The organism is Microcoleus sp. CAWBG640 (genome assembly GCF_020883015.1).
Classification (GTDB): Bacteria; Cyanobacteriota; Cyanobacteriia; order Cyanobacteriales; family Microcoleaceae; genus Microcoleus; species Microcoleus anatoxicus.
The window spans coordinates 4,021-5,233 of sequence record NZ_JAHRFC010000104.1; the positions used below are offsets into that span (position 1 = coordinate 4,021).

1 protein-coding gene is annotated in these 1,213 nt (G+C 55.3%); it reads right to left on the bottom strand.

What is annotated here, in order from left to right:
• On the bottom strand, nt 1–1,213 hold a 1,213-nt coding region (locus AAFP11_RS26935; RefSeq protein ID WP_341739788.1), incomplete at both ends, for a DUF11 domain-containing protein.

A 1,213-nucleotide genomic window follows, 5' to 3' on the forward strand; every position in this document is an offset into this window, starting at 1 on the left:
GGCTCCGGTGAATGCACCTGTGGACTTGAAAAATAGCTGGCTAATTTGGGCTGGTGTCAGCACTCGACCCGGTGTGACAGCGACACCACCGTTGGCTGGGTCTCCTAAGAACAGGACTCCTTGGGCGGCGTTCGGCAAAGTATCTATTGTATAAGAGGCGATGGTTCCGTCGGGGTCACTTCCTCCGAGTCCGGCAAGTTGAAGGGTGCTGTTGGGCGCTAGGACTGCGTTGGTATTGTTGGTAACAGGGGGTTGGTTGACTGGTGTTGGAGGTGTTGGAGGTGTTGGAGGTGTTGGAGGTGTTGGAGGTGTTGGAGGTGTTGGAGGTGTTGGAGGTGTTGGAGGTGTCGGTGTCAGAGCGGTGGTGACTTTGGCACCCGTTGCACTGCCGTTATTGTTGTCGGGAGTAGGGTCTGGGGTACTAGAGCTACTACTGGCAATATTCGATACGCTGACTCCTGTGGGTGCGATGAAGCTGATGCTGCGGGTGGTGCTGGCTTGATTGGTTAAGGTGGCTAGGGGGAAGGTGACTATCCCGGTAGTGCTGTTGTAAGTACCGTTGTCGGATACAACTACTCCTGTTAAGCCGGGAATGATGCTGTCGGTGATGGTGACGTTATCGGCGGTGTTCGGCCCGTTGTTTTTTGTGGTGATTGTATAACTGACGGTGGCACCTGGTGCTGCACTATTCGTCCCGGTTTTGGTGGTAATGACATCGGCGCTCGGTGTCAGAGCGGTGGTGACTTTGGCACCCGCTGCACTACCATCATTGTTACCCGGAGTGGGGTCTGGGGTGCTCGATTTACTGCTGGCAATATTCGAGACGCTGACTCCTGCTGGTGCGACGAAGCTGATGCTGCGGGTGGTGCTGGCTTGATTGGTTAAGGTGGCTAGGGGGAAGGTGACTATCCCCGTAGTGCTGTTGTAGGTACCGTTGTCGGATACAACTACTCCTGTTAAGCCGGGAATGATGCTGTCGGTGATGGTGACGTTATCGGCGGTGCTTGGTCCGTTGTTTTGTGTGGTGATTGTATAACTGACGGTGGCACCTGGTGCTGCACTATTCGTCCCGGTTTTGGTGGTGACGACATCGGCGCTCGGTGTCAGAGCGGTGGTGACTTTGGCACCCGCTGCACTACCATCATTGTTACCCGGAGTGGGGTCTGGGGTGCTCGATTTACTGCTGGCAATATTCGAGACGCTGACTCCTGCT